At 70.0% G+C, this 24,663-nt stretch carries 29 protein-coding genes; 22 read left to right on the forward strand and 7 right to left on the reverse strand.

The genetic code is table 11. The features are described from left to right. Positions 1–2: 2 nt before the first annotated feature. The 6 genes from ACWEOE_RS21925 to ACWEOE_RS21950 all read left to right on the forward strand — a co-directional run bounded on the left by ACWEOE_RS21925 (position 3) and on the right by ACWEOE_RS21950 (position 4,386). Positions 3–305, forward strand: a complete 303-nt coding sequence (locus tag ACWEOE_RS21925) for a DUF6191 domain-containing protein (RefSeq protein ID WP_452012010.1) — start codon at positions 3–5, stop codon at positions 303–305. Positions 306–494: 189 nt separating this feature from the next. Continuing rightward, entirely contained in the window at positions 495–1,388 is an 894-nt protein-coding gene (gene ehuB / locus ACWEOE_RS21930) for an ectoine/hydroxyectoine ABC transporter substrate-binding protein EhuB (protein WP_452012012.1), read from the forward strand. A gap of 13 nt (positions 1,389–1,401) precedes the next feature. After that, complete coding sequence (gene ehuC, locus ACWEOE_RS21935) at positions 1,402–2,112, forward strand: ectoine/hydroxyectoine ABC transporter permease subunit EhuC (protein WP_452012014.1); 711 nt, start codon at positions 1,402–1,404, stop codon at positions 2,110–2,112. Then, the gene (ehuD, locus tag ACWEOE_RS21940) at positions 2,109–2,765 is read left to right on the forward strand and encodes an ectoine/hydroxyectoine ABC transporter permease subunit EhuD (protein WP_452012016.1); all 657 of its coding nucleotides are present in this window, start codon (positions 2,109–2,111) and stop codon (positions 2,763–2,765) included. Before ehuC ends, ehuD begins: the two co-directional genes overlap by 4 nt. A 4-nt stretch (positions 2,766–2,769) precedes the next feature. Then, entirely contained in the window at positions 2,770–3,534 is a 765-nt protein-coding gene (ehuA, locus tag ACWEOE_RS21945; RefSeq protein ID WP_452012019.1) for an ectoine/hydroxyectoine ABC transporter ATP-binding protein EhuA, read from the forward strand. Between the two features lie 78 nt (positions 3,535–3,612). Next, positions 3,613–4,386 carry an enoyl-CoA hydratase-related protein gene (locus tag ACWEOE_RS21950; protein WP_452012022.1) on the forward strand — a complete coding sequence of 258 codons (774 nt, stop codon included), beginning with the start codon at positions 3,613–3,615 and terminating at the stop codon, positions 4,384–4,386. A 12-nt stretch (positions 4,387–4,398) separates the two neighbouring features. On the opposite strand, the gene ACWEOE_RS21955 is transcribed toward ACWEOE_RS21950, so the two are convergent. After that, positions 4,399–4,938 (reverse strand): NUDIX domain-containing protein, encoded by a 540-nt coding sequence (locus ACWEOE_RS21955; protein ID WP_452012024.1) that lies wholly within the window; start codon positions 4,936–4,938, stop codon positions 4,399–4,401. Between the two features lie 37 nt (positions 4,939–4,975). Between ACWEOE_RS21955 and nucS the strand changes: the two genes are divergently transcribed. The 8 genes from nucS to dhaM all read left to right on the forward strand — a co-directional run bounded on the left by nucS (position 4,976) and on the right by dhaM (position 12,245). Beyond that, on the forward strand, positions 4,976–5,635 hold the full coding sequence (gene nucS / locus ACWEOE_RS21960) for an endonuclease NucS (protein WP_452012026.1): 660 nt from the start codon (positions 4,976–4,978) through the stop codon (positions 5,633–5,635). Positions 5,636–5,882: 247 nt separating this feature from the next. Then, complete coding sequence (locus tag ACWEOE_RS21965) at positions 5,883–6,653, forward strand: hypothetical protein (RefSeq protein ID WP_452012029.1); 771 nt, start codon at positions 5,883–5,885, stop codon at positions 6,651–6,653. 166 nt (positions 6,654–6,819) lie between these two features. Continuing rightward, the gene (locus ACWEOE_RS21970) at positions 6,820–8,520 is read left to right on the forward strand and encodes a sodium:solute symporter family protein (RefSeq protein WP_452012031.1); all 1,701 of its coding nucleotides are present in this window, start codon (positions 6,820–6,822) and stop codon (positions 8,518–8,520) included. A gap of 13 nt (positions 8,521–8,533) precedes the next feature. After that, on the forward strand, positions 8,534–8,839 hold the full coding sequence (locus ACWEOE_RS21975) for a hypothetical protein (protein ID WP_452012034.1): 306 nt from the start codon (positions 8,534–8,536) through the stop codon (positions 8,837–8,839). Positions 8,840–8,886: 47 nt separating this feature from the next. Beyond that, a complete protein-coding gene (locus tag ACWEOE_RS21980; protein ID WP_452012036.1) occupies positions 8,887–9,879 on the forward strand; it encodes a hypothetical protein in 993 nt (330 codons plus the stop codon). A 70-nt stretch (positions 9,880–9,949) separates the two neighbouring features. Continuing rightward, complete coding sequence (dhaK, locus tag ACWEOE_RS21985) at positions 9,950–10,951, forward strand: dihydroxyacetone kinase subunit DhaK (protein WP_452012038.1); 1,002 nt, start codon at positions 9,950–9,952, stop codon at positions 10,949–10,951. Further along, the gene (dhaL, locus tag ACWEOE_RS21990; protein ID WP_452012041.1) at positions 10,951–11,571 is read left to right on the forward strand and encodes a dihydroxyacetone kinase subunit DhaL; all 621 of its coding nucleotides are present in this window, start codon (positions 10,951–10,953) and stop codon (positions 11,569–11,571) included. The genes dhaK and dhaL overlap by 1 nt, the downstream gene beginning before the upstream one ends. After that, positions 11,568–12,245: a dihydroxyacetone kinase phosphoryl donor subunit DhaM gene (gene dhaM, locus ACWEOE_RS21995; protein WP_452012044.1), complete on the forward strand. Its 678-nt coding sequence runs from the start codon at positions 11,568–11,570 to the stop codon at positions 12,243–12,245. Before dhaL ends, dhaM begins: the two co-directional genes overlap by 4 nt. Before the next feature lie 814 nt (positions 12,246–13,059). Here the strand turns inward: dhaM and ACWEOE_RS22000 are convergent. Both ACWEOE_RS22000 and ACWEOE_RS22005 read right to left on the reverse strand, forming a co-directional pair. Further along, the gene (locus ACWEOE_RS22000; protein ID WP_452012047.1) at positions 13,060–13,239 is read right to left on the reverse strand and encodes a hypothetical protein; all 180 of its coding nucleotides are present in this window, start codon (positions 13,237–13,239) and stop codon (positions 13,060–13,062) included. A 154-nt stretch (positions 13,240–13,393) separates the two neighbouring features. Continuing rightward, on the reverse strand, positions 13,394–13,870 hold the full coding sequence (locus ACWEOE_RS22005; RefSeq protein WP_452012050.1) for an Lrp/AsnC family transcriptional regulator: 477 nt from the start codon (positions 13,868–13,870) through the stop codon (positions 13,394–13,396). 59 nt (positions 13,871–13,929) lie between these two features. On the opposite strand from ACWEOE_RS22005, the gene ACWEOE_RS22010 reads away from it, so the two are divergent. Further along, a complete protein-coding gene (locus tag ACWEOE_RS22010; RefSeq protein WP_452012052.1) occupies positions 13,930–15,042 on the forward strand; it encodes a trans-sulfuration enzyme family protein in 1,113 nt (370 codons plus the stop codon). Positions 15,043–15,046: 4 nt separating this feature from the next. On the opposite strand, the gene ACWEOE_RS22015 is transcribed toward ACWEOE_RS22010, so the two are convergent. Further along, positions 15,047–15,253: an FmdB family zinc ribbon protein gene (locus ACWEOE_RS22015; RefSeq protein ID WP_452012054.1), complete on the reverse strand. Its 207-nt coding sequence runs from the start codon at positions 15,251–15,253 to the stop codon at positions 15,047–15,049. Positions 15,254–15,297: 44 nt separating this feature from the next. Here ACWEOE_RS22015 and ACWEOE_RS22020 point away from each other — a divergent pair, with 44 nt between their 5' ends. After that, positions 15,298–16,422, forward strand: a complete 1,125-nt coding sequence (locus ACWEOE_RS22020) for an alkaline phosphatase family protein (protein WP_452012057.1) — start codon at positions 15,298–15,300, stop codon at positions 16,420–16,422. A gap of 677 nt (positions 16,423–17,099) precedes the next feature. After that, positions 17,100–17,405, forward strand: a complete 306-nt coding sequence (locus ACWEOE_RS22025; RefSeq protein WP_452012059.1) for a hypothetical protein — start codon at positions 17,100–17,102, stop codon at positions 17,403–17,405. 54 nt (positions 17,406–17,459) lie between these two features. Here the strand turns inward: ACWEOE_RS22025 and ACWEOE_RS22030 are convergent, their stop codons facing one another. Continuing rightward, positions 17,460–17,819 (reverse strand): GNAT family N-acetyltransferase, encoded by a 360-nt coding sequence (locus ACWEOE_RS22030; protein ID WP_452012062.1) that lies wholly within the window; start codon positions 17,817–17,819, stop codon positions 17,460–17,462. A 216-nt stretch (positions 17,820–18,035) separates the two neighbouring features. Between ACWEOE_RS22030 and ACWEOE_RS22035 the strand changes: the two genes are divergently transcribed. Next, positions 18,036–18,764, forward strand: a complete 729-nt coding sequence (locus ACWEOE_RS22035) for an alpha/beta fold hydrolase (RefSeq protein ID WP_452012065.1) — start codon at positions 18,036–18,038, stop codon at positions 18,762–18,764. Here the strand turns inward: ACWEOE_RS22035 and ACWEOE_RS22040 are convergent. Further along, positions 18,761–19,579, reverse strand: a complete 819-nt coding sequence (locus ACWEOE_RS22040) for a phosphotransferase (RefSeq protein WP_452012067.1) — start codon at positions 19,577–19,579, stop codon at positions 18,761–18,763. The two genes, ACWEOE_RS22035 and ACWEOE_RS22040, sit on opposite strands and share 4 nt — an antisense overlap. Before the next feature lie 133 nt (positions 19,580–19,712). Here ACWEOE_RS22040 and ctaD point away from each other — a divergent pair, with 133 nt between their 5' ends. The 4 genes from ctaD (at position 19,713) to ACWEOE_RS22060 (ending at position 24,219) form a co-directional block, all read left to right on the forward strand. Continuing rightward, complete coding sequence (ctaD, locus tag ACWEOE_RS22045; RefSeq protein WP_452012069.1) at positions 19,713–21,485, forward strand: aa3-type cytochrome oxidase subunit I; 1,773 nt, start codon at positions 19,713–19,715, stop codon at positions 21,483–21,485. Between the two features lie 261 nt (positions 21,486–21,746). Then, entirely contained in the window at positions 21,747–22,976 is a 1,230-nt protein-coding gene (gene serB, locus ACWEOE_RS22050; RefSeq protein WP_452012071.1) for a phosphoserine phosphatase SerB, read from the forward strand. Beyond that, positions 22,973–23,737 (forward strand): peptidyl-tRNA hydrolase, encoded by a 765-nt coding sequence (locus ACWEOE_RS22055; protein ID WP_452012073.1) that lies wholly within the window; start codon positions 22,973–22,975, stop codon positions 23,735–23,737. Before serB ends, ACWEOE_RS22055 begins: the two co-directional genes overlap by 4 nt. 77 nt (positions 23,738–23,814) lie before the next feature. Then, a complete protein-coding gene (locus tag ACWEOE_RS22060; RefSeq protein WP_452012075.1) occupies positions 23,815–24,219 on the forward strand; it encodes an OsmC family protein in 405 nt (134 codons plus the stop codon). Between the two features lie 15 nt (positions 24,220–24,234). On the opposite strand, the gene ACWEOE_RS22065 is transcribed toward ACWEOE_RS22060, so the two are convergent. Beyond that, positions 24,235–24,567: a hypothetical protein gene (locus tag ACWEOE_RS22065; RefSeq protein ID WP_452012077.1), complete on the reverse strand. Its 333-nt coding sequence runs from the start codon at positions 24,565–24,567 to the stop codon at positions 24,235–24,237. Positions 24,568–24,663: the final 96 nt, after the last annotated feature.

Consider the following 24,663-nt stretch of genomic DNA (forward strand, 5'->3'; position numbering starts at 1 on the left):
ACGTGCAGGTCATCATGTCGATCGCGCTGCCCGCCGCGACGCTGCTGCTCGTGATCGTGGGCGCGTGGGAGGTCCGGCCGGGGCGCAAGCCGTCGCGGCTGAAGAAACGGCTGTCCTCGACGTACCTCGACGAGGTCACCTCGTTCCTCTACGGCAGCAAGCGCAACGAGCTCGAACACCGCGACTCCGTGGAGATGACCCTCGACCAGGACGCGCAGGGCGCGCCGCCACTGGGCATCGTCGACCTGGACCGCGGGGTGGCGATCGTGTGTCCCGTGAATCAGGACAAGCGTCCCGAGCACTGAGCAGGATTTCGGGAACCCGGCCTTCGGAGTGTGCCGATCCGACACGGAACGAAAGCCCTCGGACACGCATTGTTCGAGCCCGGTCAATTTACGATAACGGCTTCCGGTCATTACTCTGTTCCGCGTGCTCTGTTCCAGGTGGACACCTACGTTCGATCCACGGAAATGTGATCGAAACGGGGTGCTGACATGAAGCACGACGAATGGTCGAGACGACAGCTGTTCCGGCGGTCCGCGCTGGTGGGGGCGGCTGTGCTGGGTGGTCCGGTACTGCTTTCCGCATGCTCGCCGACGTCGTCGGGAGACGCGTTGCAGGCGGCTCAGTCCGCCAAGAAGATCAAAATCGGAATCGCCAACGAATCTCCCTACGGGTACACCGATCAAAGTGGAAAAGTCACCGGGGAAGCGCCTGAAGTGGCGCGCGCGGTGTTCAGGAACTTGGGGATCGACAACGTCGAAGCGAGCGCCGTTTCCTTCGACCAGCTGATCCCGGCGCTCAACGCGAAGCAGTACGACGTGGTGGCTGCCGGCATGAACATCACGGCGGCACGCTGCGGCCAGGCCGCGTTCTCGATCCCGGACTACTCGGCGCTCACCGCGTTGCTGGTGCCGAAGGGCAACCCGCAGCAGGTGCTCACGTTCGCCGACATCGCGGCGAAGAAGGTCCAGGTCGCGGTCCTGTCCGCGGCGGTCGAGAAGGGCTACGCGACCAGCGCCGGCGTCCCCGAGAGCCAGATCCAGACACTGGACTCGCAGGACAACATGCTGCGCGCCGTGACCGACGGCCGCGTCTACGCCGCGGCGCTCACCGACATCTCGCTGAAGGACGTCCTGAAGAAGAACCCCGGCGCGCCCGCCGAGGTGACACCCGGGTTCGACCCGGTCGAGAACGGCCAACCGGTCATCTCGGCGGGCGGGTTCGTCTTCCGCAAGGGTGACAAACCGCTGCTCGACGCGTTCAACGCCGAGCTGAAGAAGCTGCACGACAGCGGGGAGTGGACGAGGATCGTCACGCCCTTCGGCTTCACGGCGGCGAACCTGCCGAAGCCGGACGTGACGACCGAGAAGCTCTGCGCGGCGTGACGGGCGGTGCGCCGTGTCGAACGTGCCGCACATCATCTCGTCCATCCTCGCCGGACTGGCCACGACGATCGAAGCCGCGGTCGGCGGGATCCTCGTCACCATCGTCGTCTCGCTGATCGCCGGACTCGCACTGCTCTCGCCACGGTGGCCCGTCCGGGCGGTCACACGGGTGTACGTCGAGGTTTTCCGCGGCACGTCCGAGGTCGTCCAGCTGTTCTGGCTGTACTTCGTGCTGCCGGTGCTCGTCGGGCTCCAGCTGGTGCCGTTGTTCGCCGGCATCCTGGTCCTCGGTCTGAACCACGGCGCGTACGGGGCCGAGATCGTGCGCGGCGCCGTGCGGTCGGTGCCGAAGGAGCAGTACGAAGGCGCTGTCGCGCTCAACTTCTCGCCGGCGCAACGGATGTTTCGGGTGCTGCTGCCGCAGGCCTTCGCCGAGATGCTGCCACCGTTCAACAACCTGTTCATCCAGCTGCTCAAGAGCACGGCGCTGCTGTCCTTCATCTCCGCGGGTGAGATCACCGAACGCGGTGAGCTGCTGCGGCCGGTGTTCGGCGCGGACATCGGCTGGATCTACGGCACCGAGCTGGTGCTCTACCTCGTGCTCGCCGTGCTGATCACGACCGGGATGCGGGCGCTGGAACGGTGGGCGGCGCGCCGGCTCGGCCGCGCACCGGTGGCGAGCACGCCCCGGGTGCTCTCGGCGGATCGCGGAGGTACTGCGTGAACTGGGACTGGCAGGCCGCCGCCGACGCGATCCCGTTGCTGCTCAAAGGATTGCTGGTCACGGTCGAGCTCACGTTGTTGGGCTCGGCGGTCGCGTACGCGCTCGGTCTGGTGCTGGCCTTGCTGCGCCGGGCCGGGATCCCGGTGCTGTCCCGGTTGGTGCTGTTCTTCATCGAGTTCATCCGCAGCACGCCGCTGCTGATCCAGGTGTTCGTGCTGTATTGGCTCGTTCCGCCGCTGACGGGGATCACGATGTCGGCGTTCGTCACCGGTGTCGTGGCACTCGGCGTGCACTACGCGACCTACACGGCCGAGGTCTACCGGGCCGGCATCGAAGCCGTCCCGAAAGGGCAGTGGGAAGCGGCGGTGGCGTTGAACCTGCCGCGGCCGCGGGTGTGGACGGCGGTCGTGTTGCCACAGGCGATCCCGCGGGTGGTGCCGGCGCTGGGCAACTACACGATCTCGATGTTCAAGGAAACACCGTTGTTGCTGGCGATCGGCGTGCTGGACGTGCTCAACCGCGCCAAGGAGGTCGGCGCCGAGACCTTCCGCGTCGTCGAGCCCTACACCCTGGCCGGGGTGCTGTTCCTGCTGGTGAGCCTGCCCTCCTCACTGCTGGCCCGACGATGGGAGCGCCGTGCCGAACGAGCCTGAGGCGATGATCCGGTTTTCCGGTGTGGTCAAGAAGTTCGGGGACCACGTCGTGCTCGACGACCTCGACTTCACCGTGGCACCGGGGGAGTTCGTGTCCCTGATCGGGCCCAGCGGCTCGGGCAAGACGACGATCCTGCGGCTGCTGATGACCTTGGAGAGGGTGGACGGCGGCACGATCGACGTCGGCGGCGAGTGCCTGAGCCACACTCGTCGCGGCGACCGGCTGGTGCCCGCCGACGAGAAGCACCTGCGGCTGATGCGGCGGCACATCGGCATGGTGTTCCAGCAGTTCAACCTGTTCCCCAACATGAACGTGCTGCGCAACATCACCGAGGCGCCGGTGCGTTCGCTCGGGCTGCCGGCGGCCGAGGCCGAGCGGCGGGCGCGTGAGCTGCTCGGCCTCGTCGGGCTCGAGGACAAGGCCGACGCGCACCCGACGCGGCTCTCCGGTGGCCAGCAGCAGCGGGTCGCGATCGCGCGCGCCTTGGCGATGCGGCCCGACGTGCTGCTGCTCGACGAGGTCACCTCGGCGCTGGACCCGGAGCTCGTCGCCGACGTCCTGCGAGTGCTGCGCGACATCGCGACCACCACGGACATCACCATCCTGTGCGTGACGCACGAGATGCAGTTCGCGCGGGACGTGTCGGACCGGGTGATGATGTTCGACCACGGCCGGGTCCTGGAGGACGCTGCGCCGGAGAAGCTCTTCACCGCGCCGTCCCACGAACGCACGAAGGAGTTCCTCCGCGCGGTGATCGACCGTCGTTAGCCCAGGATCCCTCGGTGGAGTGCCCGATTCGTACCGGCGCCCGTTCCGTTGCGCGCCCGGCGGCGTTACGGTCGGGTCATGGCCGAGTACGAGCACCTCCTCGTGAAGCGTGACGGCGACACGATCACTATCACGATGAACCGCGCCGCGCGGCGCAACTCGCTGTCCGCCGAGCACCTGACCGAGCTGCTCGCGGCGTTCCGCGAAGCCGGTGCCACCGACGCGACGGGCATCGTGCTCGCCGGCGCCGGCCCGGTGTTCTCCGCGGGCCACGACTTCGGTGACGTCGCCGCGCGTGATCTCATGGGTGTGCGCGCGTTGCTGACGATGTGCACCGAGCTGATGCGCACGATGCAATCGCTGCCGCAGGTGGTCGTCGCCCGCGTGCACGGCCTGGCGACGGCGGCGGGCTGCCAGCTCGTGGCCTCGTGCGACCTCGCCGTCGCCGCGGCGTCCGCCGGCTTCGCCCTGCCCGGCGGCAGGGGCGGCTGGTTCTGCCACACCCCGGCCGTGCCGGTGGCGCGCTCGGTCGGCCGCAAACGCTTGATGGAGCTGGCTTTGACGGGCGACGTCGTCGACGCCGCCACCGCGCTCGACTGGGGGCTGGTCAACTCCGTCGTGCCCGACGAGGAGCTGGACGACGCCGTGGCCGCCCTGCTCGCGCGCGCCACCCGCGGCAGCCGGGCGAGCAAGGCGATGGGCAAGCAGACCCTCTACGCGCAGCTCGACCGTCCGGAAGCCGACGCCTACGCGATCGCTCTGGAGGTCATGGCGTCGGCGTCGCAGCTGCCGGGTGCGCGTGAAGGGATGGCGGCGTTCCTGGAGAAGCGCAAGGCCGAGTGGCCGGACTGATGAGGTCTGGTCTCAACCGCGCTCGTGCAGCAGCAGGAGCGTGTACGCGGCGATCGACTGCGCGTCGGTGATGCCGCCGGTCGAGATCATCTTCTCGACCTCCGGGCGGGTGAACCACGCCGTGGTCATGTCCTGTTCCTCGAGCTCGCGCTCCGGCTCTCCCTCGGTGAGGTCGGTGGCGAGGTAGACGTGGCCGCGCTGGCTCGACATGCCGGGAGCGACGTCCAGCAGCCCGATCGCGGTCATCGTGGCGGCCCGCAGGCCCGTCTCCTCGCGCAGCTCGCGGCGGGCGAGCTCGGCCGGCGGCGTCTCGGCCAGGTCGGGGGCCGTGCCCTGGCAGAACTCCCAGCGGCGCTCGCCGACGGGGTAGCGGAACTGGTCGACCAGGAGCACACGCTCGCCGTCGAGGGGGATGACGAGGGCGTAAGTCGGTTTGTCGACCACGCCGTAGATGCCTTCGCTGCCGTCGGGGCGGCGGATGGCGTCCTCCCGCACCGTCATCCAGTTGTTCCGGTACACCTCACGGGTCGCGACACGCTGAATGGGGTCCACTCGCCCAGTATCACCGAGCCTGTCCTACCCTCGGCGGGTGCGTCTCGTGATCGCTCGCTGCCAGGTCGACTACGCCGGCCGCCTCACCGCCCACCTGCCGATGGCCACGCGCCTGCTGCTCGTCAAGTCGGACGGCTCGGTGTCCGTGCACTCCGACGACCGCGCGTACAAGCCGCTGAACTGGATGAGCCCACCCTGCTGGCTCATCGAGGACGGCAAGTTGTGGATCGTCGAGAACAAGCAGGGCGAGAAGCTCGTGATCTCGATCGACGAGATCTACCACGACCACGAACAGGAACTCGGCGCCGAACCGGGCCTCCAGAAGGACGGCGTGGAAGCGCACCTGCAGGAACTGCTCGCCGAGCACATCAAAACCCTCGGCGACGGCTACACCCTCGTGCGCCGCGAGTTCCCCACCGCCATCGGCCCGGTCGACATCATGGCCCGTGACGCCGACGGCGGCTCGGTCGCCGTGGAAATCAAGCGCCGCGGCGAAATCGACGGCGTGGAACAGCTCACGCGCTACCTCGAACTCCTCAACCGCGACCCGCTGCTGGCGCCCGTGCAAGGCGTTTTCGCCGCGCAGATCATCAAACCCCAGGCCCGCACCCTCGCGGAAGACCGTGGCATCCGCTGCCTGACCCTGGACTACGACGCGTTGCGCGGCATCGAATCCGACGAGTTCAGGTTGTTCTGACCGTGGGGCTCGAATATCCGGGCCCCACTCGGTGAATCGGAAACGCGACACCGCGGCAAAACGTGACGAATTCATTGCGGCTGCGCCATTCAGGTGGACTGAACAACCTTCAATGAGATCTGTGTCACACTTTATCCGAGGGGTTTCACGCCGTTCGCCGAGGTGACCCGAGGCCGCGAATTCCAGTACTGCCAACGGTTTCACGCTGCGCGGAAATCCCTCCGGAAATGTGGCCAGAGGAGGGACCATGCGTTATCGACCCATCGGCACCGATCCCGACGACCCGCGGCTCGGCCGGTTCATCCCGGACGACTGGCACCACGTCGAGCGTTATCCGCTCGCCGCGCTCCCGGCTGAAGAACGGCCCGCGCGCACGCCCGTGGTGATCGGCGTCAACTGGTACCGGGAGTTCGACGAGCCGGAGCAGGACGAGCGGTCCGGGGAACTGTTCATCGCCAGGGCCGGCTCGCTCTCGACTGTCCGAGGTGGACACTGCGTGTGCCTCGAACCGGGTGGCACGCCGGATTCCGACGAGTGGTACGCGTTCTACGACCAGGGCGCTGAAGGCGCGTGCGTGGGCTTCGGCTGGTCGCGGTGCATGTCGTTGTTCAACAACGAGGAGTACGCCGCCCGCTGGCTGTGGGATGCGGCGAAGCGCCGCGACGAATGGCCCGAGACCAAACCCGGTGACGACAACGGCACCTCCGTGCGGGCGGCCGCCGAGGTGCTGAAGGACGTGGGCCACGTCAAGTGGCGGTCGAAGTACGCCGACGACACCTGGCAGGAGCGCGAGGGCTACACCGCCGACGTGAAGCAGGGCATCCGGGCCTTCCGCTGGGCGCGCTCGGTCGACGAGGTCCACACCGCGCTCGGCAACAAGCGCGCGGACGAGCTCGGCGCCGTCCCGCTGCTCAACTCGTGGGGCTCGGGCTACCCGCGCCGCGTCTACCTGCCCGACGGGGTGCTGGCGCGCCTGATCGAGGAGGACGGCGAGATCGCGATCCCCACGGACCGCTGAGCGGATCGTCGAGGGCTTCGTTTTCCCACGTCAACCTGGGGAGACGAAGCCCTCTCCGCGGAACCCCCGTGTCAGAGTGCCGCTGCACGATCGATGCAGTACTGTCCGCATCTGACGAGACGCTGGTGTTTCCTGTGGGAAATTGTTTGATTCGGAGGTGGCTCGCGTGGAGGTCCTTGCCGACGCGAACCTGCGGCTCGACGCGAGTGCGATCGACTACATCGAGCTGGCGTTCTACTTCGTGCTGGTGCTGGGCATCGGCTACCTGGCCCGCAGGCAGGTGTCGAGCAGTCTCGACTTCTTCCTCTCCGGGCGATCGCTGCCGGCGTGGGTCACGGGGCTCGCGTTCATCTCGGCGAACCTCGGCGCGATCGAGGTCATGGGCATGTCCGCCAACGGCGCCGAGTACGGCCTGCCGACGGCGCACTACTTCTGGATCGGCGCGATCCCGGCGATGCTGTTCCTCGGCGTCGTGATGATGCCGTTCTACTACGGCTCGAAGGTGCGCAGCGTTCCCGAGTTCATGCTCCGCCGCTTCGGCCCGACCGCGCACTGGGTCAACGGCGCCAGCTTCGCGCTCGCACAGATCCTCATCGCCGGCGCGAACCTGTACCTGCTGGCCAGCGTCGTGAACCTGCTGCTGGGCTGGCCGATCTGGGTTTCGATCATCATCGCGGCCGTCATCGTGCTCACCTACACCGCGCTCGGTGGCCTGTCCGCGGCCATCTACAACGAGGTGCTGCAGTTCTTCGTCATCCTGGCGGCGCTGATCCCGCTCACGATCGTCGGCCTGTACAAGGTCGGCGGCTGGAACGGCCTGATGGAGAAGGTGGCCGGCAGCCCGGGCGGCGCCGCGCAGACGCACTCGTGGCCGGGCAACCAGCTGACCGGTTTCGGCAGCAACTTCCTGTCGGTGCTGGGCCTGGTCTTCGGCCTCGGGTTCGTGCTCTCGTTCGGTTACTGGACCACGAACTTCGTCGAGGTCCAGCGCGCGATGGCGTCGAAGAGCATGTCGGCCGCGCGCCGGACGCCGATCATCGGCTCGTTCCCGAAGATGTTCATCCCGTTCGTGGTGATCATCCCGGGCATGGTCGCCGCGATCACCGTGACCGAGCTGCAGGGCGCGAACAAGCAGGCCCTGCTCGACGGCAAGCCCGCACCCAGCGGCGCGACCTTCAACGACGCGCTCCTGCTGCTGATGCGCGACGTGCTGCCCAACGGCATCCTCGGCGTCGCGATCGCCGGCCTGCTCGCGTCGTTCATGGCCGGCATGGCGGCGAACCTCAGCTCGTTCAACACGGTGTTCACCTACGACATCTTCCAGACGTACTTCGTGAAGAACCGGCCCGACAGGTTCTACCTGAGCACGGGTCGCGTGGTGACCATGGTGGCGACGGTCCTGGCGATCGGCACGGCGTTCATCGCCTCGACGTACGCGAACCTGATGGACTACCTGCAGACGTTGTTCTCGTTTTTCAACGCACCGCTGTTCGCCACGTTCATCCTCGGCATGTTCTGGAAGCGGATGAGCAAGGCGGCCGGCTGGTCGGGCCTGGTGTTCGGCACCTTGGCGGCCATCGTGGTGTTCGTGCTGAACGAGACCGGCGCGTTCACCCTGCCGGGCCAGGGCAGCAGCTTCGTGGCCGCGATCGCGGCGTTCGTCGTGGACATCGTGGTGAGCGTGGGCGTCACGTACTTCACGCCGCCCAAGCCGGAGTCGGAGCTGGTGGGCCTGGTCTACTCGCTCACGCCACGCGATTCGCTCAAGCACGAGGCCACCGGCGAGGACGCGGGCTGGTACCGCAAGCCGGTGCTGCTGGCCGGCATCGCCGCGGTGATCACCATCATCCTGAACTTCGCCTTCTAGGAGGACGCGAGCCATGGCAACGGAATCCACGCCGCGGGCCCACAAGGCCGGCGCGTTCGACATCCGCCTGATCATCGCCCTGCTGACCGGCGTGTACGGCATCATCCTCACGGTGATGGGGGCGGCGTTCGACACCGAGGCCGACCGGGTGAAGGCGGCCGGGGTGAACATCAACCTGTGGGCGGGCATCGCGCTGCTGATTTTCACGGCGCTGTTCGTGCTGTGGGCGCGGCTGCGGCCGATCGTGGTGCCGGACCAGCCGGACCAGCCGGACCAGCCGGAGCAGGCCGACGGCACCGAACCGCCCGCCGCCGGATAAGCGGGTTGTCCGGACAGCCGGGGCCGGCTGCCGCTACCGTGCTCCGCGTGGTGCACGATATCGAGCGCAGCCGGCTCGCGAAGCTGTTTCCCCTGGTGGTGGCCGGTGTTCTCGCCGTCACCGCCTGCGGTGGCCCGCAGCTGGGCAAGGAGAACTTCCCCCGCACCACCGTTCCCGCCGCGAGCGGGGACGGTGGCGGCGGACCGATCACCGATGCCGCGGTCGCGGCCGGCGCGCTGCGGCAGGTGCTGCCGTGCCAGTTCCTCGACGCCGCGGCGCTCTCTCCCCTGGGCACGCCCGAGGGCGACCCGACGGCGTCGAGCGTGCGGTACGACGAGTGCAGCGCCAAGGTGCGTGACGCCGGCGGCAAGGAACTTTCCGTCGACGTGCAGCTCGGCGCGATCGTGCTGTTCGCGTCGGACAAGACCACCGGCCAGGTCGGCGGGCTGCCGCAGGTCGAGGTGCCCGATCCGACCGGTGGCGGATCGTGCGAGGTCAGTGCGCTCACCTCGCGTGATCCCAGCCTCGGCGTGGCGTTCGAGATCGACTACCCGGGTGGCGATCCGTGCCGCGCGGGGCGCACGTTGCTCGCGCCGGCCGTGGACAAATTGCACAACTCGCCGCAGAAGTACCCGGAGGTCAAGGGATCCAGCCTCACCGCCGACGCGTGCGCGGTGCTCGACCAGTCCGTCGTGGACGGCGTGCTGAAGGGTGCGAAGGCCGCGGCGACCGGGCTGCACAGCTGCCAGTGGGGCAACAGCCCGAACCTCACGGTGATGTTCTTCCCGGCACTGGCACCGCTGGAGGGCGACGGCTGGCTGAAGGCCGATGTCGGCGGCGCCAATCAGGCGTACGCGAAGAAAGGCACTGCGGGCACGGACTGCAAGGTCGAGTGGCAGCACCGGCCGTGGCAGGGTGACCACGTCGAAATCGTCCAGGTGGGCTACACCGATTACGACCTCAAGCCGGGCACGGGCGACCCGTGTGGCACGGCGACCACGCTGGCGAAAGGCGTGGCTGCTGAATTGCCGCGGCCCTGAACCTTGGCGGGGGGCCGGTGTCGGCGGCTAGGTTGGGGGCATCCACACGCCGACGTGCCGGAGGTTCGCCATGAAGAAGATCATCAACGATCCGGCGACAGTGGTCGCGGAATCCTTGAGAGGCGTCGCCGTCGCCCACGCCGACATCGTCCGGGTGCAGGACGATCCGGCCGTGGTGGTGCGGGCCGACGCCCCCGTGGCGGGCAAGGTCGCCGTGATCTCGGGTGGTGGCTCAGGCCACGAGCCGATGCACGGCGGGTTCGTGGGCCGCGGCATGCTCGACGCCGCCGTGCCCGGCGCGGTGTTCACCTCGCCGACGCCCGACGCGATCCAGGCCGCGGTCACGGCGACCACCGGGCCGGCGGGTGCGCTGCTGATCGTGAAGAACTACACCGGCGACGTGCTGAACTTCGAGACCGCCGCCGAGCTGGCCGCGGCCGAGGACCTCGACGTGCGCAGCGTCGTGATAGACGACGACGTCGCGGTGAAGGACTCGACCTACACCGCGGGGCGGCGCGGGGTCGGCGGCACGGTGTTGCTGGAGAAGATCGTGGGCGCGGCCGCGGAGCGGGGTGACTCGCTCGACGCGGTGGAGGCGCTGGCGCGCAAGGTCATCGGGCAGGTGCGCTCGATCGGGGTGGCGCTGTCGGCGCCGACCGTGCCGCACGTCGGCGAGCCGAGCTTCGACCTGGGCACCGGGGAGATCGAGTTCGGCATCGGCATCCACGGCGAGCCGGGCCGCGAACGCATCCCGGCCGAACCCGCCGACGCGCTCGTGGCGCGGATGGTCGAGGCCATCGTGTCGGACGTGCCGTACGAGTCGGGCGACAAGGTGCTGCTGTTCACGAACTCGATGGGCGGCACGCCGCTGCTGGAGCTCTACCTCGCGCACGGCATCGCCGAGCGGCTGCTGGCCGAGCGTGGGATCGTGGTCGAGCGCAGGCTGGTCGGCCCGTACATCACGAGCCTCGAGATGCAGGGGATGAGCCTGACGCTGCTGAAACTGGACGACGAGACGACCGAGCTGTGGGACGCGCCCGTGCGCACGCCCGCGCTGCGGTGGGGGATCTGATGGCCTGTTCTTCCGAAGGGCTCGCGGCGGCGCTGCGAGCCGCGGCCGAGGTGGTGGCCGAGCACCGCACCGAGCTCGTGGAGCTCGACCGCGCCATCGGCGACGGCGACCACGGTGAAAACCTCAGCCGCGGCTTCACCGCGATCGTCTCCGCTCTGGAGACCGAGGTGCCGGCCACGCCTTCGGGCGTGCTGAAACTCGCGGCCACCACGCTGATCTCGAAGGTCGGCGGCGCGGCGGGACCGTTGTACGGCACGGCTTTCCTGCGTGCGTCGACTCGCTTGGGAGACGCGGCGGAGGTGGACGTGCCGCTGCTCGTGTCCTGTCTGGAGGCGGCTCTGGAGGGCGTGCAGGCCCGCGGCAAGGCCGTCGGCGGCGACGCGACCATGGTCGATGCGCTGATCCCGGCGGTCTCGGCGGCTGCTGCCGCCTCAGGTTCCGCTGCCGAGGTACTGATCGCCGCGGCCGACGCCGCCGACCGCGGCGCGGAGTCCACAGTGGACTTGGTGCCCCGCAAGGGCCGAGCGTCCTATTTGGGCGAACGCGCCGTCGGCCACATGGACCCCGGCGCCCGCTCGACGGCGCTGCTGCTGCGCGCGTTCGCGGAGGCCGCCCGGTGACCGTGGGGATCGTGCTCGTGTCGCACAGCGCCAAACTCGCCGACGGCCTGGCCGAACTGGCCGCCCAGATGGCCCCCGACGTCCGCATCGTCGCCGCCGGCGGCCTGCCCGACGACGGCGGCCTCGGCACCGACTACGACGAGGTCGTGGCCGCCACCCAGCGCGCCGACACCGGCGACGGCGTTGTGCTGCTCTACGACCTCGGCAGCGCCCAGATGACGGCCGAACTCGCCGTGGAATCCCTGGTGGGCGGCCTCGCCGCGCTGGTCGCCGACGGCCCCCTGGTGGAAGGCGCCATCGCGGCCGCCGTCGCCGCCCAGAGCGGCGCCGACCGGACGGCGGTGGCCTCGGCCGCCGCGGGGGCCGGCCTCGCTCCGGACCTCGACGTCGTGTCGGCTCCCGGGGATGGCGTTGAGGAGAAGGAACTGACGCTGGCCAACGAGGTCGGTTTGCACGCCCGCCCGGCCGCGATTTTGGTGCGCAGCTTGGCTTCCGTGGAGGCCGAGGTGACGGTTCGGCTGGGTGAACAGGAAGCCGATGCCCACAGCGTGCTGGCCCTGATGTCCCTCGGCGCCCGCCAGGGTGACCGCATCGTGGTGCGGGCGCGAGGGCCGCAGGCTGCGGATGCGCTGGCCAAGGTGACTTCTCTGGTGGAGTCGAACTTCGGGGAGTGACGGGATTCGGCGCGAGCGGGGTTGAACCCGCCGCGCTGGACCGGCCGACCGCTTGCCCGGGGAAGTTGCACTGTTCGGTCGGTACGCGGGCGGAGCGGCTCGCTCGCGTCGGCTTTCGCGCGCTGGTGGGAACCTTTGGTGGCTCCCGCCGGCTCGGCCAACAACCTCTGCTTGCGTCGGACCCTGCCGCCTGCGGGCGAACGGTCCTGCACCCGCTGGACCCGGGTTGAGGACCCACCGCTCAGTGGGGCTAATCGCGTCTGGCTGAAGCTTGCCCGCGCACCGGCAGGCTCCGCCGAATCCGCCGGCCCATTACTCGCCCAGGCCGAGTCCCGCTCCGTGTGCCTTGGGGTATCCCGACGCTGGCTTCCGCCCGAAGCACTCAGCTCACTGACGAGCACCCCAAGCTGGGCCGAAACAACCCCCGCGGGGCCGAAACAAGGCCCGCGGGGCCGAAACAACCCCCGCCCACCCTAGGGGGCGCGCCCATGTCCATTCTATCGGCCCACCCCGACAAAATCGGGCCCGAAGCCCAGGAATGCTTCGGTTGTCCACAGCTCGGCAAACTTGTGGACAACCGAGGCAATCCCGCCGCTGCCAGACCGAAACCGCAGGCGCGGATCGTTGTCCGAGCGGAGGTCCAGGCGGTACGGGCGCTGTCAAACCCCCAGTTCGGGACGCCGCGGAAAGGTCATCGCCGCGACCATTCAGGCCGGCCGATCCTGCAGCGATCAGCGGCCTTGATGAGTGGCAGCGCATCACGCAATGCGCCACCGCCCGCTCACGCATTCCGGCAATTCACAAACCGAAACGGTCACGAAGCCAGCGCGATCCCCAACCAGATCGCCCCGATCACCGCCGCGCCGCACAGGGCGGCGAGGAGCAGCAGCACTGTGCTGACGGGCCTCGATTGCCGGGGCAGGCGCATCGGTTCCGTGGGCGGACCCCAGTAATCCCGGGAATCCTGTGCGGCCGGTCCGGTCGTGCTCGTCATGGCGCTTCCTCCGTCCCTCGACCGGCGAATCCTTTGTGGTCCGGACGTCGGCCGCCCCGGGAATTCCGTTACCGGAATCGGCGGCCGGGCTTTCGACCGAATCCCGATCGAGAGAAACCGTCGCGGTCGGTGTTCGCGCTGTTCTCGGGAGTCGTCAAGAAGCGGGTGGCAACAGCGGCCCACCACTCCAATGCTGGAACACCAGATTGGTGTGCACCCGCGCAACTTCGTCCCGTGCGGTCAGCTCGTCGAGCACCAGCCGTTGGAGTTCGGCGGCGGAGCTGGTGGCCACGTGGGCGAGGAAGTCGTCCGGGCCGGTGAGGTGGTAGACCGCGCGCACTTCCGGCAGGGCGAGCAGGTCGGTCACGAAGGGGTCCACCAGTTCGCGCCGGTGGGGTCGGACCTGCACGAACAGGAACGCCTCCAGCGGCCGCCCGAGTTTGGCGGCGTCGACGGAGGCGTGCTGGCCCGTGATGACGCCCGTCGAGCGGAGGCGGGCCACGCGGTCGAGGCACGTGGACGGCGCGATCCCGACGGCGGCGGCGAGGTCCTTGTTCGAGGTCCGGGCATCGTTCTGCAGCACTCGCAGGATCTCGAGGTCTACCGGGCTCAGTTCGACGGATGCGGTCACCCGCGAATGATATCCGAAACTGTTGCGGAAAAACCGCACGATGGCCGACGCTCGACGTCATGACGAACGCGCTGCGCACCCGAGCCGTCCACGCCGGCCGGGACGACCTGACCGACCTGGGCCTGCACGCCGCACCCCTCGACTTCTCGACGACCTACCCGTCGCGCGACAGCGCCGCCGAAGCTCAGCGGATCGACGCGTTCTCGGTGGGCGGCGAGGTCAGCGGGATCTACGGCCGTGTCAGCAACTCGACGGTCGAGCGGTTCGAGCGCGCGCTGGCGGAGCTGGAGGGGTTCGAGCACGCGGTGGCGTTCGCGAGTGGCATGGCCGCGGTGTCCGCGTGCCTGCTTTCCGCCGTGGCACAAGGGAAACGGCACGTCGTCTCCGTGCGGCCGCTGTACGGCTGCACGGATCACCTGCTCACCGCCGGGCTGCTCGGCACCGAGGTCACGTGGGCGGCGCCCGGTGAGGTCGCGCAGGTGATCCGCGGCGACACCGGCCTCGTTTTCGTCGAAACCCCCGCCAACCCGACGCTCAGCGAGCTCGACATCCGCGCCCTCGTCGACGCGTGCGGCGACGTGCCCGTGCTTGTCGACAACACCTTCGCGACACCTGTGCTGCAACGCCCCGGCCGCCACGGCGCGCGCCTGGTCTTGCACAGCGCCACGAAGTTCCTCGGCGGCCACGGTGACGTGATGGGTGGCGTCGTCGCGTGTGACGCCGAGGAAGCCGCGCGGCTTCGGGGAATCCGCTTCGCCACGGGCGGGGTGCTGCACCCCCTGGCGGGATACCTGTTGCTGCGCGGGCTTTCCACACTCCCGCTGCGCGTGACGGCGGCCAGCGAGACCGCCGCGATTCTCGCCGAACGCCTCGGGCAGCACGACGCCGTGACGGCCGTGCACTACCCGAAGCTCGGTGGGCCGCTCGTCGCGTTCGAGGTGGCGGGGGATCCGCACACGCTGATCGCGGCAGTCCGGCTGATCACGCCCGCGGTGAGCCTCGGCAGTGTCGACACGCTCATCCAGCACCCGGCGTCGCTCACGCACCGCGTCGTCGCCGAGAGCGATCGCGAAGAAGCCGGTATCACCCACGGGCTGATCCGGCTCTCGACCGGGCTGGAGGCCGTCGAGGATCTGTGGCACGACCTCGACCAGGCGTTGAAGGCCTGCTGAGCGGTCAACCCCCGCAGCACCCGCCGCCGCAACAGCCGCCGCCCGAGGGCGCGGGCGCTGCGGCGGCACCGGTGAGCGCGACGGTGGTCAGCAGCTTCACGGTGTCGGTGTGCCCCTCGGGACACGGCGCCGGCGCGCCGGACTCGCTCATCGGCCGTTGCAGCTCGAACGTGTCCGTGCAGTCGCGGCAGCGGTAGGCGTAAGTGGGCATGCGTCGATTATCGCCGTCGCACGAGCGGGTGGGAAGCTGTCGGCGTGGACGTTCCCCAGATCACGGACCTCCCGCACCTCGGCCAGGTCGTCCCGGCGGTGCTGGGGGCGCTCGGCGTGCCGGGCGAGTCGGGTTCGCTGGTGTTGCCCGAGGCCCGCAGCGCCTGCGTGCTCCTCATCGACGGCCTCGGCTGGCAGCTGCTCGCCGAACACGCCGCCGACGCGCCGGTCCTCACGGAGCTCGCGAAGAGCCCGCTGCGAGTCGGCTTCCCGTCGACCACGGCGGCCGGCGTCGCCGCGATCGGTACCGGCCTCGCGTCGGGGGAGCACGGCATGGTCGGGTACACGTTCGAGGTGCCGGGCGCCGGCGTGCTCAACGCCCTGCGCTGGCGCTCCCACGAAGACGGCAGCGACCTGCGCGGCGCCCTGCCGCCCCGCACGGTCCAGCCCCTGCCGACCACCTTCGAACGTGCCGCCGCGGCCGGCCTCGACACGGCCGTCGTGTCCTCCGCGCACTTCGCCGACACCGCCCTGACCCGCGCCACCCAGAGCGGCGCGCGTTACGCCGGCGTCCACGCGCTGGGCGACCTCGCCGCGCGCACGCTGGACGTGCTCGCGTCGCCGTCGTTCTGCTACGCCTACCACAGCGAACTCGACCTGATCGGCCACCTCTACGGCCCCGGCTCCACGGCCTGGCGGATGCAACTGCGCCACGTCGACCGCCTCGTGGAGTCCCTTGTGGACGGTCTGCCCGCGGGCGCACTGCTGGCCGTGGTGGCCGACCACGGCATGGTGACCGTCTCGGAGAAGCTCGACCTCGAGGACTCGCCCGCCCTGCTCGCGGGCGTCCGCGCCTTCGGCGGCGAGGTCCGCGCCCGCCACGTCTACACCGAACCCGGCGCGGCCGCCGACGTGCTCGCCGCCTGGCAGTCCGAGCTGGACAACCGCGCCTGGGTCCTGCCCCGCGACGAGGCCATCGCGGCCGGCTGGTTCGGCCCCACCGTGAGCGACCGCGTGCGCCCCCGCATCGGCGACGTCGTCGCCGCGGCCCAGGGCACGTTCGGCATGGTGCGCGGCCTGGCGGAGGCGGTGGAGTCGTCGTTGATCGGGCAGCACGGGTCGCTGACGGAGGCGGAGCAGTTGGTGCCGTTGGCTCTCGCGCAGGGGTGAGGATCGCCGGTTTGCCCGGTTGTCGGGGTGCGCGGACACCGCGCGGCGCCTGTGGTCTGCCTCGGCGGACGTGGGCGATGCGGCCCGGCCGACGACGCCACTTCGGCCGGATCGCGTTCGGCAGCGGCTGACCTGTCGGCGCGACGAAGCCGAGCTCCCGGATCACAACACACAGCCCCTGCGGCCGCGCCTCACTCAGCCACCGCCGCCGCCCACGGCCAGTCCGGGCCGACCCACGGGCGGCGACGGAACGATTGGCGCGGATCCAGCGGGAACGTGGCCGTTATCCGACCGGTGGGGCCAAGTCAGCCGCCTTTCGGCCGGGCAGCACGCCGGTGCCGACCCCGGCTCCGACGGACTTGGCGGCCTGTAGCCGATCCGTGCTGCCGACCTGGCGAGGACGGGACTGGTCCTACGGCCGGCCCAGGGCTGCCGACCTGGCCGGCACGGGACGGGGCCAATGTCGGTCTGGGCTGTTGCCCCCGGCCAGGACCGGACTTGCAGTCTGTGGCCAATTCGGCCTGCCGCGCCTGGCCAGGACCGGACTCGAAAGCCGTGACCAACCCGGCCTGCCGACCCCGCCCACTCCCGCACCCAGAGCCCGTGATGAGCCCGGAAAACCCAACAGCCCGACCGGCCTCCGCGCCCCCTCGATCCCTCCGGTTACCGTGGTTGCCGTGCCCCGACACAATCGCCCCGGTCGTGGCCGGTCCGGGCGTGCCGAGCAGCCCGAGGTCGGTGCCGTGAGTGGCTGGGCGCACGCCGAGTCCGGGCCCGACGGCGACTGGCTCGTGCGCACCGTCCCCGGTTCGCACGCCACCAAGACCTACCGCTGTCCCGGTTGCGACCACGAGATCCGCCCCGGCACGCCGCACGTGGTGGTGTGGCCGGCGGACGAAACCGGTTCCGTGGCGGATCGGCGGCACTGGCACCGGACGTGCTGGGACGCCCGGGCGCGACGGCGGCCCAACCGGCGCCGTTGACGGCGGCGGCCAAACCGGCGCCGGTGATCGCGCCGCACGAACGGACAGCTGTCCTCACCGCCGGAAATGCCGCGAAACCCCGCCCTCGGACACCTCCTCCTCGAACCGCGTGAACCCCAGCTTCTCCACGACGCGCAGTGACGGGCCGTTGTCCGCGTTCACGCTGATCAGCACCGGGATCTCCGGCAGCACCCGCTCCGCCCACTCCACGGCGGCCCGCGCGGCCTCCACCGCGTAACCGCGGCCCCAGACGACGGGGTCGAACCGGTACGCCAGGTTCAGCACCCGCTCGCCCCGGAACAGCCGCAGCCGCACACCCGTGAGGCCGAGCACCGAGGGCTCACCACGGCGGAGCACGGCCCAGTAGCCGAACCCGTGCTCGGCCCAGTGGGCGAGCCACGAGTCGAACAGCACGTCGCCGGCCGGGGTGTCAGGCGGGTCCGGGTGAAGCGGCGGGTGGCCGGATCCGTCTGGATCGCCACGACGGCCGCCCGGTCCGCCTCCGTGAACGGGCGCAGCACCAGCCGCGCCGTCCGTATCTCCCTCGGCATCTCCCTCGACATCTCCCTCGGCGCGATCTCCCTCAGCACACCCCGCACGCTAGCCGGGGGGTCCGACAGAATCGGGCCCATGACCGAACTGCCGCTGCTGCTGCTCCACGCCTTCCCCCTCGACGCCCGCATGTGGGACCCCGTCCGCGCACCCCTGGCCGAGCGCCTGCGGCTCATCACGCCCGACCAGCGCGGCCTCGGCCGCAGCCCGCTGCCCGAGACCGACCGCGAGCCGAGCCTCGAGGACGCCGCGCGGGACGTCGTGGCGCTGCTCGACCGGCTGGAGCTCGAAGAAGTGGTGCTGGGCGGGTGTTCCATGGGCGGTTACCTCAGCCTCGCCGTGCTGAAAGCGGCTCCCGAACGCGTCGCCGGGCTCGTGCTCATCGACACCAAGGCCACCGCCGACACGCCCGAAGCGGCGGAAAACCGGCTGAAGGTCGCCGAACGCGTCGAGGCCGAGGGCGTCAAGGGCTGGCTGGCCGACGCGAACCTGCCCAACCTGCTGACGAACCAGGAACCCGCCGACCGCGTGCGCGAGCTCATCGACGCCCAGCCGCCCGCCGGTGTCGCGTGGGCGGCGCGCGCGATGCGCAACCGGCCCGATTCCCTCGACGTGCTGCGGGAGACCGACGTGCCCGCCCTCGTGATCGTCGGTGAGGAGGACAAGCTCACCCCCGTCGAGGAAGCCGCGAAGATGGTGGACGCCCTCGACGAGGCCACGCTCGTCGTGCTGCCCGGCGTCGGGCACCTCACGCCGCTGGAGGAGCCGGTGGGCGTCGTCGAGGCCATCCTCGGCTGGTACGCCTAGAAGTACTCCGCCAGCACCGCCCGCGCTTCCCCCAGCCGCGCGGGGAAGCGCACCGCGAGCAGGTAGCGCCACACCACCACGAACAGCTCACGCAACCGCCCGCAGACCTCCAGCGAAGGCACCGGCCCCGGATACGCCGCCAGGAAGCCGGGTCCGCCCTGTTTCGCCAGGATCGCGAGGTCCCACGCGAGCGGACCACGCCAGGTGTCCTCGAAATCCAGCCAGCACGGCCCCTGCGCGGTCGCGATGACGTTGCCGGGGTGCGCGTCGCCGTGCAGGGCCTGCGTGGAGTCCGGCAGCGCCGCGGCGAGCCGCAACGCCTCGGCGCGCAGGGCGGGCGCGGCACCGTCCATCGTGGCCCCGTGGCGGTCGAGCGCGCCGAGCAGCTCGTCGACGGGGCCACGGTGGGGAAGTTCACCCGGATAGGCAAGCAGTGCCCGGTGGACGGTCGCGAGTGAACTCGCGACTTCTTCCGGCGTGTGCCGATGGTCCGGATCGTGCGGTGTCCAGTGCCAGAGCGTCACCGGCAGCCCGCCGGAGAAATGGGGCCCGGCCGGGGGATCCGTGGTGGGTGAGACGACGAGCACACCACTCTGCGTGAGGTACCGGGAAACGGCGACATCGCGTGCGAGCCAGGCCGTCGCGTCGGGCCGCAGGAGCCGGGTCGTCCCGGGCACGCGCGCGACGACGGAACCCAGTCTCACCAGCACGTTCGAGCGATCGTGGAGTACCTCGGCCGACCCCGTCGCGAGACCGTGCCGACGGGCCACCGAGAGTGCCGCAGCGAGCGCGGAAGCCGTGTACGGGTCGGCCATGCGGTGATCTAACCAGCCGGTGCGAGCGACGGTGGGTAGCGAGGGCTACGATCCCTCTAGCCGCCGGATCGGGCCCGTCCCGACCGGCGACCCGGACGATGACCACCACAAGGTTTCAGTGTTGGAGGCAGGAGTGACGGCCGTAGCCCCCAAGCCGATCGCAACGCGCCCATATCCCGCGCGCGAGACGGTTAAGGGTTCGTACCTGCTGCGGTTGTTCCGCACGACGGACCACAAGCAGATCGGCATCATGTACCTGGTCACCTCGTTCGCCTTCTTCATGGCGGGCGGAGCGATGGCCATGCTGATCCGCACGGAGCTGGCCCGCCCGGGCCAGCAATTCTTGTCGCAGGAGCAGTACAACCAGCTCTTCACCATGCACGGCACGGTGATGCTGCTGCTGTACGCGACCCCGATCCTCTTCGGGTTCGCCAACTTCATCCTGCCGCTGCAGATCGGTTCGCCCGACGTCGCGTTCCCGCGGCTCAACGCGTTCTCGTACTGGCTGTACCTGTTCGGCGGCCTGATCGTCCTTTCCGGATTCCTGACGCCGGGTGGCGCCGCCGACTTCGGCTGGTTCGCCTACACCCCGCTGTCGGACGCGATCCACTCGCCGGGCGTCGGCGCCGACCTCTGGATCTCGGGCCTGATCGTCTCCGGTCTGGGCACGATCCTCGGTGCGGTCAACATGGTCACCACCGTGGTCTGCCTGCGCGCGCCGGGCATGACGATGTACCGGATGCCCATCTTCACCTGGAACATCCTGGTCACGTCGATCCTGATCCTGCTCGCGTTCCCGATCCTGACCGCGGCCCTGTTCGGCCTGCTGGCAGACCGGCATCTCGGGGCACACGTCTTCGACCCGGCCAACGGCGGGGTGATCCTCTGGCAGCACCTGTTCTGGTTCTTCGGTCACCCAGAGGTGTACATCGTCGCGCTGCCGTTCTTCGGGATCGTGTCGGAGATCTTCCCGGTCTTCAGCCGCAAGCCGGTGTTCGGCTACAAGGGCCTGGTCTTCGCCACCCTGGCGATCGCGGCCCTGTCCGTGGCGGTGTGGGCGCACCACATGTACGCCACCGGGGCCGTGCTGCTGCCGTTCTTCTCGTTCATGACGTTCCTCATCGCGGTCCCGACCGGCGTGAAGTTCTTCAACTGGATCGGCACGATGTGGAAGGGCCAGCTGTCCTTCGAGACGCCGATGATCTTCTCGATGGGCTTCATCGTCACGTTCCTCTTCGGTGGTCTGACCGGCATCCTGCTGGCCGCGCCGGCCATCGACTTCCACGTGTCCGACAGCTACTTCGTGGTCGCGCACTTCCACTACGTGCTCTACGGCACGATCGTGTTCGCGACCTTCGCCGGTATCTACTTCTGGTTCCCGAAGATCACGGGCCGGATGATGGACGAGAAGCTCGGCAAGTGGCACTTCTGGACCACGTTCATCGGGTTCCACGGCACGTTCCTGGTGCAGCACTGGCTCGGTGCGGAGGGCATGCCCCGCCGCTACGCGGACTACCTGGCCTCCGACGGGTTCACCACGCTGAACACGATCTCCACGATCGGCGCGTACATCCTCGGGGCGTCCACGCTGCCGTTCATCTGGAACGTGTTCAAGAGCTACCGCTACGGCGAAATCGTCACCGTCGACGACCCGTGGGGCTACGGCAACTCCCTGGAGTGGGCCACCTCGTGCCCGCCGCCGCGGCACAACTTCACCGAGCTGCCCCGCATCCGCTCCGAGCGCCCCGCGTTCGAGCTGCACTACCCGCACATGGTGGAGCGCATGCACGCCGAGGGTGAGATCGGCTTCTTCGGCAAGCCACGCCACCAGGCCGCACCGTCGCAGAAGCTGGTCGACGCGGTCATGCCGGGTGACCACAGCAAGGACAACGCGGGCGAGCAGTAAGGCCTGCTGGAACTGTCAAGGGCGCGTGCCCGGCTTCTCGGGAAGCCGGGCACGCGCCTTTTCGCACCTGGGGCGGGTGGAACCCGCCCCAGGCCGGGCTGCGCGAAGAGGTTCTGCAGCCGTGCCAGGGCCCGCTGAACGGCTGGCGTGTCCCTCGTTCGGGCCCGGCTTGTGTGAAGCCGGGCACGCGCCCTTTTTGCGCCCGGTCATCCGCGCCAGACTGGGCGTGCTCGCACAGCGCCGAACGAGGGATAGAGCCCAGTGACCCAGACGCCCGTCCTGATCACCACGACCGGTCCCGACAAGCCGGGGGTTTCCTCCGTGCTGTTCGCCGTGCTCACGCGCCACGACGTCGACGTGCTGGATGTCGAGCAGGTCGTGATCCGGGGGCAGCTCGTGCTGGGGGTGCTCGCCGGGGTCTACCGCGACCCCGAGGGGCTGCAGGAGTCCGTGGAGCAGGCCATGGCGACCGTCGGCATGCAGGTGGAGGTGCGGATCGGCGACGCGATCGGCGCGGATCCGTTCGCGCTCGGCAAGCAGGGCTCGACGCACGTGCTGGTGATGCTGGGCCGGCCGGTCACGGCGCGGTCGTTCTCCGAGATCGCGGCGCGGCTGGCGGCGCTGGGGGCGAACATCGACTCGATCCGCAGCGTCGCCGACTACCCGGTGACCGGGCTGGAGCTGTACGTCTCCGTCCGCGAGGACACCGAGGCCGCCGACGCCGAGCTGCGGGAGGTGCTGGCCGACGCCGCGTCGACGGCCAACGTGGACGTCGCGGTGGAGCGGGCGGGCATCAGCCGGCGGGCGAAGCGGCTGGTGGTGTTCGACGTGGACTCCACGCTGGTGCAGGGTGAGGTCATCGAGATGCTCGGCGCGCACGCCGGGGTCGAGCCGCAGGTCCGCGAGATCACCGAGGCCGCGATGCGGGGCGAGCTGAACTTCACCGAGTCGCTCGAACGGCGCGTCTCGCTGCTGGCCGGGCTGCCCGCGACGGTGCTCGACGAGGTCGCGGCGTCGATCGAGCTCACGCCGGGCGCCCGCACGACCGTGCGCACGCTGAAGCGCATGGGCTTCCGCTGCGGGGTCGTCTCGGGTGGGTTCACGCAGGTCATCGACCACCTCGTGGCCGAACTCGGCCTCGACTTCGCGGCGGCCAACGAGCTGGAGATCGTCGACGGCAAGCTCACCGGGCGCGTGGTCGGCGAGGTCGTGGACCGCGCGGGCAAGGCGAAGGCGCTTCGCCGCTTCGCCGAGGACTACGGCATCCCGCTGGCCCAGTGCGTGGCCGTGGGCGACGGCGCGAACGACATCGACATGCTGGCAGCGGCCGGCATGGGCGTCGCGTTCAACGCGAAGCCCGCGCTGCGCGAGGTCGCCGACACGGCGCTTTCGCACCCCTACCTCGACGCCGTGCTGTTCGTCCTCGGCGTCACACGCGCCGAGGTCGAGGCCGCCGACGCCGCCGACGGGCTGGAGCTGGTCCGCCCGTGAGCCACGTGCTGGAACCGCTGGGCAGCCGCTACGCCTACTGGCTGGGGCTACCCGCGGCGGACACGTCCGACACCTCGGACGAAGACCCGGCCCAGGTGCGCGCGATGCCCGTGATCCTGCGCATCGAACGCGCCGAGCCACCCGGCCGCACGCCCCTGCTCGAGGCGGCCGCCGCCGCGGCGCTGGCCGTGTGCCTGGACGAGCGCTCCGAGCCCGGCGGCGAGTGGGCCGAGCCGATGCACGCGTGGCTCGACAACCGCATCCGCAAGGTCGCGCGGCGCGCCCGGGGCACCCACTGGCAGGCCGTGCTCGACCTGCCGGGCATCACCGTCGAGGTCGACGGCGCCGAGGCCCGGGCGCTCGTGCCCGGGCTGGTCGGCGAGACGCCGAAAGAGGTGTCCCGGCTGCAGATCTCGGGCAGCGAGCTGCCGCCTGACACCCCGGGCCCGGCGCCCGAGGGCGTGCCGCTGCTGCTGCTCAACCCCGAGGTGCCGATGACCGTCGGCAAGGCGTCCGCTCAGGTCGGCCACGGCATGATGATCCTGGCGTCGCTGCTGTCGGACGCCGAGCTGGCCGCGTGGGCCGCGCAGGGCTACCGCGTGGCGGTGCGCACGCCGTCACCCGCGCGCTGGAAGGAGCTGTGCCCCGTGGACGACCCCGAGGCCGGCTGGCGCGAGGACCGCGTGATCGCGGTGCGCGACGCGGGCTTCACCGAGGTCGACCCCGGCACGATCACGGTGCTGGCGCAGTACCCCGCTTGAGTGCTGTGCGTCGCCCGCCGGAACAGCGGTGCGCCACTTGCGGTTTGACCAGTAGACGACGTCGGGAGGAGCGGGCGATGACCCTGGAAGTGCAGCGCGAGGGCGAGCACCAGTTCGTGGGGCGCAACGAGCGCGGCGCGGAAGTGCGCATCGGGCGCAAGGGCGCGGAAGGCGCGTTCTCACCGTCGGAGCTGCTGCAGATCGCGACGGCGGGCTGCTCGGCCGTCACGGCGGAGCACCTGATCACCCGGCGCATCGGCGAGGACTCGAAGTTCCGGGTCGGGGTGACCGCCGACCGTCAGGAAGGCGCTTCCGAGCTGGACGGTGTGCACGTGACGTTCGACGTGGACGTGTCTTCGCTCGATGCTCAGCAGCGCGAAGACCTGGCCGCCGCGGTGGACCGCGCGATCGACCGCTTGTGCACCGTGAGCCGCACGCTGAAAAAGGCCATCCCCGTCACGGAGACCTTCCCGACCGCCTGACGCGGCCGGGCGCCTTCAGCTCTGCCAGACGACGTACGCCTGGTCGGCGTCCGTGGTCATGGCTTCGATGAACTTGTCGTTGTCGAAGCCGGGCAGGGACTGGAGGCGCTCGATGAGGGCGTCGGCGGCCGGGTCGCCGCTGGGGACGGCCGTGCCCTTGCCGTCGTGGCCGACGAGCATGAAGAAGACATCCTCGTTCCAGGGGCCGTCCGGGATCACTCTGACCATCACGGACGAGAGCTCGGACCACTCAACAGCCTCTTCGCTGCCATCGGCGAGCCGGCGCCGCACCCCGGTGTCGTCGACACTGACGGTCCGGGATCGTGCGCTGGACGAATCCTGGGTCAACCGGTGCTCCCTGTCGTGTTCGTTCTCTTCACCGTACCCGGCCGGGTTGTGCGCGCCGTCACGCGGGCGCGACAGCGTCGGGCTGGCAGGCCCGGC

This window comes from Amycolatopsis sp. NPDC004368 (assembly GCF_053602515.1).